General features: G+C 52.0%; 18 protein-coding genes. 6 read left to right on the top strand and 12 right to left on the bottom strand.

Translation table 11 applies throughout. The features are described from left to right. Positions 1 to 209 precede the first annotated feature (209 nt). From RB298_RS20200 to RB298_RS20180, 5 genes are all read right to left on the bottom strand, one after another. Positions 210 to 374, bottom strand: a complete 165-nt coding sequence (locus RB298_RS20200; RefSeq protein WP_486048256.1) for a hypothetical protein — start codon at positions 372 to 374, stop codon at positions 210 to 212. Then, positions 343 to 483 (bottom strand): hypothetical protein, encoded by a 141-nt coding sequence (locus RB298_RS20195; protein ID WP_486048278.1) that lies wholly within the window; start codon positions 481 to 483, stop codon positions 343 to 345. Before RB298_RS20195 ends, RB298_RS20200 begins: the two co-directional genes overlap by 32 nt. 63 nt (positions 484 to 546) lie before the next feature. Continuing rightward, the gene (locus RB298_RS20190; RefSeq protein WP_486048254.1) at positions 547 to 717 is read right to left on the bottom strand and encodes a hypothetical protein; all 171 of its coding nucleotides are present in this window, start codon (positions 715 to 717) and stop codon (positions 547 to 549) included. Between the two features lie 89 nt (positions 718 to 806). After that, positions 807 to 1,499, bottom strand: a complete 693-nt coding sequence (locus RB298_RS20185; protein ID WP_486048252.1) for a response regulator — start codon at positions 1,497 to 1,499, stop codon at positions 807 to 809. Beyond that, on the bottom strand, positions 1,477 to 3,087 hold the full coding sequence (locus RB298_RS20180) for an ATP-binding protein (RefSeq protein WP_452516233.1): 1,611 nt from the start codon (positions 3,085 to 3,087) through the stop codon (positions 1,477 to 1,479). Before RB298_RS20180 ends, RB298_RS20185 begins: the two co-directional genes overlap by 23 nt. A gap of 258 nt (positions 3,088 to 3,345) precedes the next feature. On the opposite strand from RB298_RS20180, the gene RB298_RS20175 reads away from it, so the two are divergent. From RB298_RS20175 to RB298_RS20155, 5 genes are all read left to right on the top strand, one after another. Then, complete coding sequence (locus RB298_RS20175) at positions 3,346 to 4,353, top strand: Bug family tripartite tricarboxylate transporter substrate binding protein (RefSeq protein ID WP_486048250.1); 1,008 nt, start codon at positions 3,346 to 3,348, stop codon at positions 4,351 to 4,353. 63 nt (positions 4,354 to 4,416) lie between these two features. After that, on the top strand, positions 4,417 to 4,872 hold the full coding sequence (locus RB298_RS20170; RefSeq protein ID WP_452516229.1) for a tripartite tricarboxylate transporter TctB family protein: 456 nt from the start codon (positions 4,417 to 4,419) through the stop codon (positions 4,870 to 4,872). Positions 4,873 to 4,890: 18 nt separating this feature from the next. Continuing rightward, the gene (locus tag RB298_RS20165; RefSeq protein WP_486048248.1) at positions 4,891 to 6,417 is read left to right on the top strand and encodes a tripartite tricarboxylate transporter permease; all 1,527 of its coding nucleotides are present in this window, start codon (positions 4,891 to 4,893) and stop codon (positions 6,415 to 6,417) included. A 36-nt stretch (positions 6,418 to 6,453) separates the two neighbouring features. Further along, positions 6,454 to 7,875, top strand: coding sequence for an NAD-dependent malic enzyme (locus tag RB298_RS20160; RefSeq protein WP_486048247.1), 1,422 nt, complete (start codon positions 6,454 to 6,456; stop codon positions 7,873 to 7,875). Between the two features lie 35 nt (positions 7,876 to 7,910). Beyond that, the gene (locus tag RB298_RS20155) at positions 7,911 to 8,159 is read left to right on the top strand and encodes an HPr family phosphocarrier protein (RefSeq protein WP_452516226.1); all 249 of its coding nucleotides are present in this window, start codon (positions 7,911 to 7,913) and stop codon (positions 8,157 to 8,159) included. Positions 8,160 to 8,285: 126 nt separating this feature from the next. Here RB298_RS20155 and RB298_RS20150 read toward each other — a convergent pair whose 3' ends face one another. The 7 genes from RB298_RS20150 to RB298_RS20120 form a co-directional block, all read right to left on the bottom strand. Further along, a complete protein-coding gene (locus RB298_RS20150; protein ID WP_452516224.1) occupies positions 8,286 to 8,405 on the bottom strand; it encodes an S-layer homology domain-containing protein in 120 nt (39 codons plus the stop codon). Next, positions 8,378 to 8,599: an S-layer homology domain-containing protein gene (locus RB298_RS20145; protein ID WP_486048244.1), complete on the bottom strand. Its 222-nt coding sequence runs from the start codon at positions 8,597 to 8,599 to the stop codon at positions 8,378 to 8,380. Before RB298_RS20145 ends, RB298_RS20150 begins: the two co-directional genes overlap by 28 nt. A 294-nt stretch (positions 8,600 to 8,893) precedes the next feature. Then, positions 8,894 to 9,445 carry a GNAT family N-acetyltransferase gene (locus tag RB298_RS20140; RefSeq protein WP_452516220.1) on the bottom strand — a complete coding sequence of 184 codons (552 nt, stop codon included), beginning with the start codon at positions 9,443 to 9,445 and terminating at the stop codon, positions 8,894 to 8,896. A gap of 44 nt (positions 9,446 to 9,489) precedes the next feature. Then, a complete protein-coding gene (locus RB298_RS20135) occupies positions 9,490 to 9,984 on the bottom strand; it encodes a GNAT family N-acetyltransferase (protein WP_452516218.1) in 495 nt (164 codons plus the stop codon). Positions 9,985 to 10,002: 18 nt separating this feature from the next. Continuing rightward, complete coding sequence (locus tag RB298_RS20130; RefSeq protein ID WP_096777128.1) at positions 10,003 to 10,779, bottom strand: aminoglycoside 3'-phosphotransferase; 777 nt, start codon at positions 10,777 to 10,779, stop codon at positions 10,003 to 10,005. 168 nt (positions 10,780 to 10,947) lie between these two features. After that, positions 10,948 to 11,289 carry a DUF2642 domain-containing protein gene (locus RB298_RS20125; RefSeq protein WP_486048241.1) on the bottom strand — a complete coding sequence of 114 codons (342 nt, stop codon included), beginning with the start codon at positions 11,287 to 11,289 and terminating at the stop codon, positions 10,948 to 10,950. 123 nt (positions 11,290 to 11,412) lie between these two features. Beyond that, the gene (locus RB298_RS20120; RefSeq protein ID WP_277747478.1) at positions 11,413 to 12,231 is read right to left on the bottom strand and encodes a methyltransferase domain-containing protein; all 819 of its coding nucleotides are present in this window, start codon (positions 12,229 to 12,231) and stop codon (positions 11,413 to 11,415) included. A 187-nt stretch (positions 12,232 to 12,418) separates the two neighbouring features. Between RB298_RS20120 and RB298_RS20115 the strand changes: the two genes are divergently transcribed. Further along, positions 12,419 to 12,874 carry a GNAT family N-acetyltransferase gene (locus tag RB298_RS20115; protein WP_012818408.1) on the top strand — a complete coding sequence of 152 codons (456 nt, stop codon included), beginning with the start codon at positions 12,419 to 12,421 and terminating at the stop codon, positions 12,872 to 12,874. Positions 12,875 to 12,890: the final 16 nt, after the last annotated feature.

The raw sequence follows: 12,890 nt of genomic DNA, 5'->3' as shown, positions 1-12,890 counted from the left end.
GGGGATCCCTTCGTTTAAAATGCGTTTAAAAAACACATAACCTCGTCATAATCGCCCTGCAATTAACCCGGAGGTTACGGCATACCACAAAACCAAATAACCCACACCAACAGTGTGGGCAGGATCACCATATGCAAGACGCATTTGATAACATGGTTATCCCGACTAGGCTCATATCATAATAACGAGGATGCATAGGGAATGGTTCTTCAATTTTGCAAATAATCGATAATCTCAAGCAAATCGGTAATCCCCCTATCCTTGGCGAAGTCCGGATCATAATAGGGATCCCGCTTCCAGATTCCCTTCATGCCGATGCGTCGGCTTGCGGTTACGTCGTTGTCAGGATTTAAATTGAAATTCGCCGTAACCATTAGAGATCAGTCCGAGCTTTATTCCTTTACTCCTCAAGCTAGCTAACGTTTCATGCAAATGGGGGAAACCGACGCAATGATGGTAGAACTCGGATAAGTAGTCGGTCAGGAGTGCTTCCCATGATAAAGGTAGAGCAAACTCCTCGATAAGCTGCCGATATACTTGGTCCTTCTATACGTATCTTCTGTGATCAAGCTCAACAAATCGTCTCACATACATCTCTCTGTCCACTGCCGTATCATGGAGCGATAAACGATCATACTGGTCTTGTACGAAGCGAACCAGTGACGTATCACGGTCAAGCAGGGTCCCGTCCAGATCAAAAACAACGGTAGTGATCATATCTCCCGTCCTTTCTTTGAGAGTACAGGTAATAGCTTAAGCGATAGCCCTGCAAGTTCAGAAGAGTTGTCGCAACAGCATCCGGTCATCTAATCCTCCGCTTTCCGGTATACCCGTTCCGGCCTGCCCACCGTGCCGTATGAAATATCCGCTATGAGTATGCCCTTCTCCACGAAGTACTCCAGGTATCTTCTCGCTGTCGTCCGGCTGAAGCCTCCACGCTTGCCCAACTCCTCCGCGGTCCACACGTCCTCGGACTCCTCGATGTAGGATAGGATCTTCTCACTCGTCAGTTTATCGATGCCTTTTGGAAAATACGCTTCCCTGTCCATCCGTTCACCGGCACGCCATAACAGCTGGTCGATGCTCTGTTGATCGATCTGCTTGTTCGCTCCGCCGAGCTGCTTCATCTGCTCGTAATATTTCCGGTAGGCTTTCAGCTTCTCCTGGAAACGGTCGAAGACCACCGGCTTGATCATAAAATCGTACACTCCGCCGCGAATCGCCTCCCGCACCGTATCGAATTCCTTGGCTGCCGTTATAATAATAACATCGGTATTCGGATATCCCCATTGTATATGCTGCAGCAGGTCCAACCCCGACATATCGGGAAAATACAAATCCAGCAGCACCAGATCAGGTGCCAGAATGTCCAGGTGCTCATGCGCCTGAGCCCGATCCGTTGCAATGCCGACGACCTCAAAGCCCTCTACCTTCTCAACGAACCGTTGATTAATGCTGGCAATACGCACATCATCCTCAATGATTGCGACCCGAATCATGTACGTCCCCCCTTGTTTTTGGTATCTTGACCGTGAATACGGCCCCACCTTCAGGTGCGTTGCGGAATGCAATTGTACCCTGCAGTTGCTGTACGGTCTCGTTGACGATCGAAAGGCCAAAACCTCGATTCCGCTCCCCCTTGGTGGAGTAACCCAGCTCAAACAGACGATTCGTTCCAGCCTCGGCAATACCGGTCCCGCTGTCGGATACTTCGATCATTAATTCATTGGCCTGATCGTGTAACTCTATCCTTACCCATCTGTTCTCGGATTTGGATCCCAATGCCGCCTCCATGGCGTTGTCGATCAAATTACCGATAATGGTAACCAGCTGGTTTCGGCTAATATGACCGGGAATGTCTTTAAAGGAACTGCTCCGGTCGATCTCAACCTTCACCTTCAATTCGCTTCCGCGATTAAACTTTCCAATAAGAATGCCGCCAATGATCGGGTCGGGAATCTCCTGCAGCAGGAATTGAATCAGGTTCTGGTGAACATCGGTCTCATGCGTAATCAGATCCATCGCCTCCTGGTACGATTCCAGCTGAATCATGCCGTATATCGTATACAGCTTGTTGGAATATTCATGCGTCTGCGCGCGCAGCGCTTCCGTATATCTCTTCACCTGCGTGAGCTCTTCGGTCAGATGCAGCAGTTCGGATTTATTTCGAAAGCTGGAGACCGCCCCTACTATCCGCTGCTCATGATCAAAGATAGGCAGCCGATTCACCACAACTGCATGATCGTTAATGACCATCTCTTGATCCTTCTCTGCTACCCCGGTCTGCATCACCTCCAGCAGCCTGGTGCCCGGGATAACGTCCTGAATATACTGCCCGGTGATCACCCTACGCTCCTCCGGATCGATCAGCATCATGGCTGTATGATTGGCCAAGGTTACGACGCCCTCCCGATTGACGGCGATAATGCCTTCATGAATCGTTTCCAGAATCGCCCGTTTCTCTTGATATAATAAGCCGATTTCCTTAGGCTCCAGCCCGTGAATGGATCGCTTGACGCTCGACGATATCCATATAGCGCCGCCACATCCCAGGATTAACGCAATTCCTGCAAAGAACAGGACACGATTGCGATACGATTGTGCCGAAATTTCGATATCCTTCATTAAAATACCGACCGACACGATACCGATGATTTCGTTTTTATCATTGTAGATCGGCGTCTTCCCCCGGAGCGAGGGTCCCATGGAGCCAATCGCCTTCGATATGATGCTCATGCCCTTCAGTACCGGGCCGTTGTCGCCACCGACCATCTCTTTGCCGATCCGATCGGCGAGCGGATGCGCATAACGGATCCCTTCTCGGTTACCGATGACAATATACTCCGCGTCCGTCTCCAGCCGAATTTCCTCGACCACAGGCTGAATGATGGCAGACGGGTTCTCTTCCTCGAACGCATTCTGAATGACGTCCATTTCCGCCACGGCCTTCGCCAGCTTTAATGCCGAAGAGCCGATGTTCTTCTCCAGCGTGGTGACGAGCAGTCGCTCAAAACTGAAGGTCAAGGCGACAATGACAGCAAACAACAAGGTGCCTATAAGCAGAATCAATCTCGTCTGTAAACGCATTCAAATTCCTCCATAAGCATTGTCGCCATAAACGCGGCTCTGATTTTCCTATTGTATTCTAGATCACACCTGTAACAATAGTCTCTGGAAAAAATCGGCCGTAAATTTTATGAACAAAATTAGCGAAATGATGTTTTTTCAACTTATGCCGCAATTCTATTCAAGCCAGACGCTCGATGATAGTATGAAGAAACCTCGATAGGTAAGCGCTTACAGTAATTACGAGCATTGGCTATCCCATGAAGGAGGAACTTATTCATGCTAAAACGAACTGGCTTCAAAATCATAGCTTCTGCATTTGTCCTGGCGATGAGCCTGACAGCTTGCAGTACTCCCGGAAGCAGCACCGGCGAATATCCGAAAAAACCATTTATCGTGACCGCGCCTTCTGGCGCCGGCGGTGGATGGGACAAAACCGCACGTTCCCTCACCAAAGTACTTACGGAAACAAAGCTCATCGAACAAACCATGACGGTTGAGAATAAGCCCGGCGGCGGCGGGACCGTGTTTCTCGCAGAATACGTAGCAAAAGACAACAAAGATCCCTACAAGCTGTTCGTCAGCTCTCCGCCGATCCTCATCAACAACTTGAAAAAGGAAGGGAACAGTCCGTTCGGCTACAAGGACGTGACGCCGCTCGCCCAGATGACCAAAGACTTCGGAGCGATTGCCGTACCGGCAAACTCTAAATTCACCGACCTGCAATCGCTGGTCGATGCGATCAAAGCCGATCCAACTTCCGTCACACTTGCGGGCGGTTCCGCTCCGGGCTCGATGGACCACTTGATCAGCGTTCTCCCTGCTTTCAAATCCGGCTTGGATCCAAGAACCGTGAAGTACTTATCCTATGACGGCGGCGGCGAGGCCATCGCGGCCCTCCTCGGTAACAATGCCGACGCGATCGGCACGGATATCTCTTCGCTCGGGAGCTACCTGAAAGCAGGTAAGATCAAAATCCTGGCCGTTACCTCAAACGAACGCCTGGGCGGAGACTTTGCAGATGTGCCGACTCTGAAGGAGCTGGGTCTGGATGCCGAATTCACCATCTGGCGCGGTGTATTCGGTCCGAAGGGACTGTCAGAAGAGCAGCTGGCCTTCTGGGACAAAACGCTGAAGGAGCTCTCCGAGAACGAAGTGTGGCAAAAAGAGCTGGTTGCCAACGACTGGGCAAGCGAATACCGAAACGCCGCTGACTTCAAGGCATTCCTTGAAGAACAGGAGCAAGACGTGCAGGAGCTGCTCACAGCGCTAGGCATGCAGAAGTAAGCGTTGGAATTGAGGGAGCGGTGCGCTCCCCTCTCCCGTTTCATCCTTGAGGAGGTGTCAACCTTGAACAGAACGTTTGACCGCTACGCCAGCATCGTATTTCTGCTCCTTGGCATCGGCTTTATGTGGCAGAGCGCCAAGATCAGCGCATCCGCATACGGGAGCACCGTCGGGCCTAACATATTCCCGTTTGGTCTCGGGTTGGCGCTTACGCTGCTAAGCATTCGTTTGTTTTATGAAGCCCTGAAAGCCAAGCCGACGGAGAACCATGCAGAGAAGCTCGACTACAAACGATTTTTCATGATTTTTGCAGCAGCGTTTCTCTATGCCTATTTCCTGGAATTCATCGGATATATCATCGGCACCTTCCTGTTCCTCCTGTTTGCGTTCCAGACGCTGGAACGAGGCAAGTGGCTGAAATCCATTCTGATCTCCGCGCTGTTCTCCGGCGGCGTCTACGTCATCTTTGTTGTCTTGCTGGAAGGCTCCATACCGGGCTTCCCGTCTTGGCTATCATGAGCATGGGAGGAATCTACTATGAACGTTCTGGATTATTTGGCGGATGGCTTTATGACCGCCTTGCAGTGGCATAATCTGCTCTTCGCCTTTATAGGCGTGCTGATCGGCACTTCGGTCGGCGTGCTGCCCGGCATCGGTCCCATGAGTGGCGTCGCACTTCTTATCCCCGTCACCTCCTCCATGACAAGCGGTCTGCCAGCGGAAGCAGCAGCAACCAGCTCCATCATTCTCCTCGCAGGCGTTTATTATGGGGCCATGTACGGAGGCTCTACAACTTCGATCCTGCTCAATACGCCCGGAGAGTCCTCGTCTGTCGTGACGACGCTGGACGGCTACCAGATGGCGAAGCAAGGCAGAGCAGGCCCGGCCTTGTCCATCGCTGCTATCGGCTCTTTCGCAGCCGGGCTCTTCGCGCTTGTGGCATTGATCGCGCTGGCGGAGCCTTTATCCAATGTAGCGATTAAATTCGGCCCGGCCGATTATTTCTCGCTCATGCTGCTTGGACTCTGTGCAGTAAGCGGGCTTGCAGGCAAATCGATCACCAAGGCACTCATCATGACTGTATTCGGTCTGCTGCTCGCTACCATCGGCATGGATACCGTATCCGGCGTTGCCCGGTTCACCTTCGATATCCCTATCCTGTACTCCGGACTGGAATTTCTAACGATCGCCGTCGGTTTGTTTGCCCTTGGCGAAGTGTTCAAATCCATCCTGGAGAGAGACTACGCAGCAGGTCCAACTTCCAAGATCGGCCGCATCCTGCCGACACGTAAAGACCTGAAGGATAGCGCTGGGCCGATTGCCCGAGGCTCGATCCTCGGCTTCTTTATCGGTATTCTGCCTGGCGCCGGCGCAACGCTTGCTTCCTTCTTCAGTTATATCGTTGAGAAAAAGGTAAGTACGCATCCGGAATCCTTCGGCAAAGGCAACATCGCTGGCGTTGCTGCCCCCGAATCGGCCAACAACGCGGCTTCCGGAGGTGCCATGATCCCGTTGCTAACGCTGGGCATTCCCGGTTCCGGGACAACTGCCATCCTGATGGGGGCGCTCATCATGTATAACATCCAGCCAGGCCCGCTACTGTTCGAGGAGCATCCTCAAGTTGCGTGGGGACTGATTGCGAGCATGCTCATCGGCAACCTGCTTCTGCTCGTACTGAACATGCCGCTGGTCAAAGTATTTGCCAAGGTCATCCAGACCCCGGCCAAATATCTCATTCCGATCATCATTGCCATCTCCATCTTCGGCGTTTACGCCGTGCAAGCGCAGATCTTCGACCTGGTCCTGCTGCTCATCTGCGGCATTACCGGCTTCCTGCTGGCCCGCAATGACTTTCCGCTCGCCCCGCTGGTACTCGGACTCGTGCTGGGTCCCATGATCGAGAACAATATGCGCCGGGCGCTGACCACGTCTAACGGCGACTTTATGATTTTCCTGCAGAAGCCGATGTCACTGGCATTTCTCATCATCGCCCTGCTCTGGATTGTCGTTCCGATTCTACTCAAGCGAAGAGGCAAGGAAGTTGTCGTGAACGAAGAAGGCTAACCATTATACGTATATCGATAGCTCAAGGAGGCAGTCATGAATACCAGCAAACTAGGCGGGAAAAGTGTCATCGCTAGAATTGAAATGAATACGGAAGAAGCCAGCTTCGGTCAAGTAACGGCCGCCATCTTTGAGGCTGGCGGCGACATCGTGGCCATTGACGTCATTCAGACGAGCAAGCATACCACGATTCGCGACGTCACCATCACGGTAATCGACACCATCGACATCGACATTATTGCCGAGCGCATTCGCAGCATGTCCGGCGTTCAACTGCTGCATCTATCTGATCGCACCTTCCTGCTACATCTTGGAGGAAAGATTGAAACCAAGCTGAAAGCGCCGATCCAGAACCGCGACGACCTCTCCCGCGTGTATACGCCGGATGTTGCTCGCGTATGCATGGCGATCCACGAAGAACCGCGTAAAGCCTTTACGCTCACCGTCAAACGTAACACCGTGGCCGTCATCTCCGATGGCAGCGCCGTCCTGGGACTTGGCAATATCGGCCCCTATGCGGCCATGCCGGTGATGGAAGGCAAGTCGATGCTCTTCAAGCAGCTGGCGGACGTGGACTCCTTCCCGATCTGCCTGGATACGCAGGATACCGAGGGCATCATTACGGCGATCAAAGCGATCGCTCCCGCGTTTGGCGGTATCAATCTGGAGGATATCTCCTCGCCGCGATGCTTTGAGATTGAGCAGCGCCTGCGCGAGGAATTGGACATCCCGGTGTTCCATGACGACCAGCACGGAACGGCCGTCGTCCTGTATGCAGCCTTGATCAATGCGCTGAAGGTCGTCGGTAAATCCGTGGAGAATCTGAAAGTGGTCGTCTGCGGCATTGGCGCCGCAGGCGTTGCCTGCAGCAAGATCCTGATGTCAGCGGGCGTGAAGAACATCATCGGCGTCGATCGCCTCGGCGCGCTCACCGCCAATCAGACGTATGACCATCCCATGTGGCAATGGTACGCCAGCAACACCAACCCCGAACGGCGTTCCGGATCACTTCAAGACGTCATCCAAGGCGCCGACGCGTTTATTGGTTTGTCTGCCGGCGGAATCCTGAAGAGAGAGGATGTTCAGGCGATGGCAGATCGTCCTATCGTCTTCGCGATGGCCAATCCGATCCCGGAGATTTCGCCGGAGGAGGCCGAGGATATCGCGGGCGTCATTGCAACGGGAAGATCGGATTATCCGAACCAGATTAACAACGTATTATGTTTTCCCGGTATTTTTCGCGGCGCTCTGGACTGCAGAGCCTCCGCCATCAATGAGGAGATGAAACTCGCCGCAGCCGAAGCGATCGCTTCGACGGTCACGGACAAGGAACGGAGCCGGCATTACATCATCCCGAGCGTATTCAACCAGCAAGTCGTCAGCGGCATCCGGGACCTTGTCATTCAGGCAGCCATCCGAACCGGGGTCGCGCGCCGTATTCCAAGGGAATACCGCTAACGATTACGATTCCATGAAACGGGGTGGGTTCAGGAGTGGGAAGCAGCATACGAGCTATCGTGGACATTAATAAGAGGGCGAATGATTTCTCATCCAGCATCGTACTCGTCCTTGGACCGGATCATTATATCGACGCAAAAAGCATACTGGGTCTGAGCATGACACTGTACCGCAACCAAACGTACCTTCTCTACGTTTACGGTCCGGACCAAATGGAAGCGAAAGCTGCCATGCGGGAAGTATTCGCCAAGCACCATCTGCAGCTGCAACTGAAAGAGGATTGATCCCTAAGAGTCGAGCAACCCATCTTGAACTATCATGATAGGAGTACTTAAAGAAAAAGAGCAAGAGTGCGCGGTCCTAGAGGAAACCGTGCTCTCTTGCTCTTTGCATGTACGCTCGGCTATGGCTTACTCACTGAGGAGTGCAACAATTAAACTGACAGATTCAGCCCGGGTAGCATGGGCCTTTGGTGCGAACATTCCATGGCCTCTGCCTTGAATCAATTTGGCTTCAACAGCTGCTGCCACGTAAGGCTGAGCCCCCACGCAGGTATTTGATCTGCATCGGCAAAGGAAACCTTCGCTTGAGGGTCTAATGGAAGTTCCTTTGCTCTGGCGATCATGACAGTCATCTCCAGCCAGGTCAGCTCTTGGGCCGGCCTGAAGGTCTGATCCTCATAACCATTCATGATCCCGGCTTGAACAACCCCTGTAACAAACAACAAACAAATATCCGGCAATTTGCTCCTTCGCTGCCATGCTAAGATGGGCAGATGTGTTGGTTCGTTTCATACGTCTCTCCTCCTGGGCATTTTTGCTTAGCATCACGTTTCACTTATCTCTATTTGAGACCGATGCTGTTAAACGTAGAATCTTGATACCTTCATTGTAAAAAGTCGCTTGCCGCTTATAAGAAATAGAAATGTGCATTTTGGAACGAATTTTACTTTTTGTGCGTTTGCGCGAAAACAAAAAGGGATGAGCCGCGCGGCCCATCCCTTCAATCCCCAATCTATTTAATTTCGCTCTGCCCGATATTCAATAATCCAGCAGTCCCGCAATTCTCCTTCATGCTGTTCATGCTTTTCCAGCAGCCTAATCTTCCTGAAGCCGCACTTCTCGTAACAAGCAATCGCCCGTTCATTCCAAGCCTGCGGGTCCATCACGATTCGGTCAGCCTGCCTTTGAAACACGAGATACTCCACCATGGAAGTCACGAGCTTCGTACCGATGCCTCGATTCCAATAATCCGGCTCCCCGATGAATTGATCCGTGGCGAAGGTTCTGCAGTCTGCATCACTCCCGTTATACCCATACTCGCCTATCGTGTCTTCATCCAGAAGATAAAACTGAATATACCCGATCGGTTTCCCCTCATACTCAATGATGCAGCGAGTCTCATCATCATCCACGTAAAAATGCTCCCGAACCCGCTCTACGTCGTGAGGATTGTCCCGTCCCTCATAATACTGCAGCACATCCGGATTGGACAGCCAAGAAGCCAAGTATAGTTCATCCTTCTCCTCCAGCTCGCGAACTGTAATCGGACCAGCCTCGTACACCAGCATCGTGATCCCCCCATCTTCCCTTATTAGATCCCAATTCTCATTCTTCAGTTTATGTCCGCAAGCATCGTGATAGAGGTTCCGCTCATGCCCACCTCCTGAAATCCGAACCGTTCATATAATTTCATAGCGGCCGTATTCTCCGGAGCGACGCTTAACGATACCTTTTGGATACCCTGCTCTTTCATTCCTCTGAATAATTCCTTCATCAGGGCCGTTCCGAGCCCTTGCCCGCGGGATCCCGGCAGCAGCGCCATGCCCAGTTCCGGAATGTCATCGCTCACGTAACCGAACCCTTTGTTCCCTTCATCAAAATAACGGATCGTAATCGAGCCTGCCGGCTTCCCTGCGGCATTCACGGCAATATAGCCTAAATCGCCTTCCCTCCCCCAGTTCTCCACATATTTTTTCATGAACGGCTCTTCGAGTATGTCCCGGCTAAAAGGCTCCTCTCCCTTAGGCACATACAGAGACTCATACAGCATTTCCCTCAAAAAGGATTCATCCTCCCGGCCAGCGACTCGAATATGATATGAATTCATGTGCATCTCCCTTTCCACCTAGATACGATCCGTCAGTACAGTCCATAACGCCAATCTACCCGGATCGAAATCGTTTCGGCCGTAATGGTCGAGAAAAATATCCTTGTAGTCATCGCTCCCCAGGTTATATCGCAGCGTCCAGATTCCCCAATAGAGGTCGTAATGAAGGTCCCCGATCCCGCCATAACCCAGATCGATAAAACCTTCAAGCTGGAAATCCCTCATAATCAGATTCGGCAGACAATAATCGCCGTGGAGCAGCACATCATGCTCCTCCGTTCCCTGCAGCTTCTCCAAGCTTAATAGAGCCTGTTCTCTTCCGCCCGGAAACCCTTCGATATCTCCCGTTTTGTTCATGAAACTTTCCCGATACTCCTGGATAAGTTCAGCCGTTCGATTCGGAAAAGGACAGTCGGCAGCCGATACAGAATGGAGATAACGCAAATTCTCCCCGAACACGGCAGCCAGCCTCTTCGGATCATCCAGATGTCCCCCGGACACCCCATCATCCCCTTGCAGGGCGACGGTCAGCAGGTAATCGTTCTCGCCATGCTGCTCATAGGCCAGCACCTTAGGAGCCAAACCTTTTCCGTGCAGATAATCCAACATCAACCCTTCTCTCTTAAGTTCATCCCGTTTCGTTATCTTCAAAAACATCGGTTGATTCGCTCCCTCGATGTACAGGGTTTTGGCCTGTTCCGAGGAGCTGCTGTCATAGACGGCAGCTGTCTGGATATATGGCTGCAAGCTTACAGGCAGCGTTTTGATGTCGAATGGAATGCGTACTTTTTTCATCGTTCCTCCACACCGCCTAGTCCAATCGGGCGGCCTCAGTTCAATAGAATAAAGACGTCCCCATCGGAACGCCTTCGGATCTGTACTCTATGAATTGGCGATTCACCGGTCTAATCCTGCCCTATCAGCCGGTATTTTTTCGTTTAAACTATTTTGGATCCCTGTTTGTCAGAATGGAACTCCCTCGAAGTACACCACTTCGGCCAGCCGAATATGCAGTGCTTTGTTATCCCCGATCGTCAGTTGGACATGGTCGACCACCACCCCGGATAAAACCCCCTCTACTTTCCCCGCGGTGGTCATGATGACCACCTTGGCCCCTTTATGCCGGAGCAGATGGTCAGTAAATACCGGTTCAACCAACGCTGCGTAGTTCACCGGCTGCGGGATTGCCGGCGTCCGGGGCGCGTAATACGGCGGTATGGGCTGGGTCAGAGGATAGGCAGGGTACCCCGGTGCATAACCTGCAGACGGCGCCGGATAACCGGCTGTGTTGACATGGTTGTTCAATGTCAGACCTCCCTTGCGATTTGAACCCTACACCTTTATGTATGACCGGAAAGGGTCTGCTATGTTATCCCTCTCATATTTGTATAAAAAAGCAAGGATGGATTTGATCTCAATCACCGCCCGTTACGCCTTCTGAGCAATCAACTTACTCATCGCATGCCGGTGCGGTATACCCGATGAGTTGCAATCAAAAATGACCTCCGGGCAGCTGTGAATCAGCCAATCGTGATAATGCATCATAAGCTCTCCGGACTTCCAGTCATAAGCATACGGCTCATCCTCGGGAGGAGGCGCAATGAACGGCTTCTGCACGAATACATTCAGGCAGTGGAATCCCTCTGCCGAGGTGAATTTTTTGTAATTGGCAAAAATCTCCTCGCGATACTCGGGTCGGATATAATGCAGCACGCCGCTGGAATACAGCACGTCAAACTCCGAATCCAGACGGTAATCCGATATGTCCGCCTTGAATACGTTCACGTGTACCCCGATGTGATCGGCCAATCGCTTCGTTTTCTCGATCCCCGCATCCGAAACGTCGAATGCCGTGACCTCATACCCGTTGCGGGCAAAAAACACGGCATCCTTCCCTTCCCCGCACCCGATATCCAGCAGCCTTACTCTTTTTGTCGGCGGGATCATTTCAAGCACCTGATAACAGGCTGCGTTCGGTTCCGTGCCCCAATAGTACTCCGGCGTTTTGTACTCTTCTTCATAGATGCTGATCGGCTTGCCCGTCGAAGAATAACCAAACAGCTTATCGATGCTGACGTCCAGCAGCCGGGACAGCTCCGGAAGCAGCGCGATATCGGGCATGGTCTGCCCGGTCTCCCATTTGGATACCGCCTGGAACGTAACGCCCAGCTTGTGCGCCAATCCTTCCTGGGTAAGTCTTCGTTCTTTACGGTAACGATTAATATTTTTGGCCAACATGTCTCTCATATGGATCACGCTCCTATATAACCACATTGTAGGGACGTTGCGCGGGGCATACAATAACCTGGTCATTGAATCCCGGAAGAATTCAACCGCCCGTTGAAATCATCCAATTCCAGGAACTTGGCGATGCAGGCGTGGTACAATAAACCTGTTTGTAACACCACTATCGAAATCATAAGGGAGAACGCTCGTGAACATTAGAAAGCTGAATACTCATGAAGAAACGCCCCCTATGGACCTGCTCCTTCTTGCGGATCCATCGATAAGGCTTGTCAAAGAATACGTAAACCGCGGTCACTGCTATGTCGCTGAAGAAAGCTCACAACCCATCGGGGTCTATGTCCTGCTGCCCACCAGACCCGATACCATCGAGCTGGTGAACGTTGCCGTAAGCGAGAATCTGCACGGCAGGGGCTATGGCAAACAGCTCGTGAATCATGCCGTTGATCAGGCCCGGGAGCTCGGATATGCCACGATTGAAGTAGGAACAGGAAGTACCGGGGTGGCACAGCTGGCGCTGTACCAGAAATGCGGATTTCGAATGACAGGCATCGATCGGGACTTTTTTGTCCGTCATTATGATGAAGAAATTTACGAGAACGGCATGCGGCTCCGGGACATGGTGCGGATGTCCTTAGATTTGTAAGGTGATTCGGGTTGTG

It is taken from the genome of Priestia sp. BR_2 (genome assembly GCF_041954005.1).
In the GTDB taxonomy this organism is placed as follows: domain Bacteria; phylum Bacillota; class Bacilli; order Paenibacillales; family Paenibacillaceae; genus Paenibacillus_AQ; species Paenibacillus_AQ lautus_A.
Note: the sequence above shows the minus strand (reverse complement) of the source record. Positions and strands in the feature narration are given on the sequence as shown.

Coding starts and splice junctions, on each gene's coding strand:
- RB298_RS20130 (WP_096777128.1), bottom strand. CDS start 10,779: ATGAAAAAAGTACGCATTCCATTCGACATCAAAACGCTGCCTGTAAGC.
- RB298_RS20165 (WP_486048248.1), top strand. CDS start 4,891: ATGAACGTTCTGGATTATTTGGCGGATGGCTTTATGACCGCCTTGCAG.
- RB298_RS20190 (WP_486048254.1), bottom strand. CDS start 717: ATGATCACTACCGTTGTTTTTGATCTGGACGGGACCCTGCTTGACCGT.
- RB298_RS20180 (WP_452516233.1), bottom strand. CDS start 3,087: ATGCGTTTACAGACGAGATTGATTCTGCTTATAGGCACCTTGTTGTTT.
- RB298_RS20185 (WP_486048252.1), bottom strand. CDS start 1,499: ATGATTCGGGTCGCAATCATTGAGGATGATGTGCGTATTGCCAGCATT.
- RB298_RS20140 (WP_452516220.1), bottom strand. CDS start 9,445: ATGCTGGTGTACGAGGCTGGTCCGATTACAGTTCGCGAGCTGGAGGAG.
- RB298_RS20120 (WP_277747478.1), bottom strand. CDS start 12,231: ATGAGAGACATGTTGGCCAAAAATATTAATCGTTACCGTAAAGAACGA.
- RB298_RS20160 (WP_486048247.1), top strand. CDS start 6,454: ATGAATACCAGCAAACTAGGCGGGAAAAGTGTCATCGCTAGAATTGAA.
- RB298_RS20175 (WP_486048250.1), top strand. CDS start 3,346: ATGCTAAAACGAACTGGCTTCAAAATCATAGCTTCTGCATTTGTCCTG.
- RB298_RS20135 (WP_452516218.1), bottom strand. CDS start 9,984: ATGAATTCATATCATATTCGAGTCGCTGGCCGGGAGGATGAATCCTTT.
- RB298_RS20200 (WP_486048256.1), bottom strand. CDS start 374: ATGGTTACGGCGAATTTCAATTTAAATCCTGACAACGACGTAACCGCA.